Source organism: Klebsiella sp. HN106 (genome assembly GCF_051209435.1).
Taxonomy (GTDB): Bacteria; Pseudomonadota; Gammaproteobacteria; order Enterobacterales; family Enterobacteriaceae; genus Klebsiella; species Klebsiella oxytoca.
In genome coordinates this window covers 1-297 of record NZ_JBLURD010000227.1, presented here as the reverse complement: position 1 = coordinate 297, position 297 = coordinate 1, and the positions used below count along the sequence as shown (strand labels likewise).

1 pseudogene is annotated in these 297 nt (G+C 60.3%); it reads left to right on the top strand.

Going from position 1 to position 297, the window contains the following annotated elements:
* Positions 1-7: 7 nt before the first annotated feature.
* Positions 8-297, top strand: a pseudogene (locus tag ACSIPU_RS31030) (ATP-binding cassette domain-containing protein); the annotation flags it as partial.

Here is a 297-nt window from a genome sequence, read left to right as displayed (position 1 = left end):
CGAATAGCGGGTGGAAATTGACCATCTCTCCTTTGCTTACCGGGGGGACCGTCTGGTTCTCCAGGATATCACGCTGGATATTCCCTCCCGCAGCTTCGTGGCGCTGGTCGGACATACCGGCAGCGGAAAGAGTACCCTCGCCAGTCTGATGATGGGCTATTACCCGTTAACCCACGGCGAGATCCGCATCGATGGTCGACCGCTCGCATCCCTCAGCCACAGCGCGTTGCGTCGGGGCATCGCGATGGTGCAACAGGATCCCGTAGTGCTGGCGGATACCTTCTACGCCAACGTCGC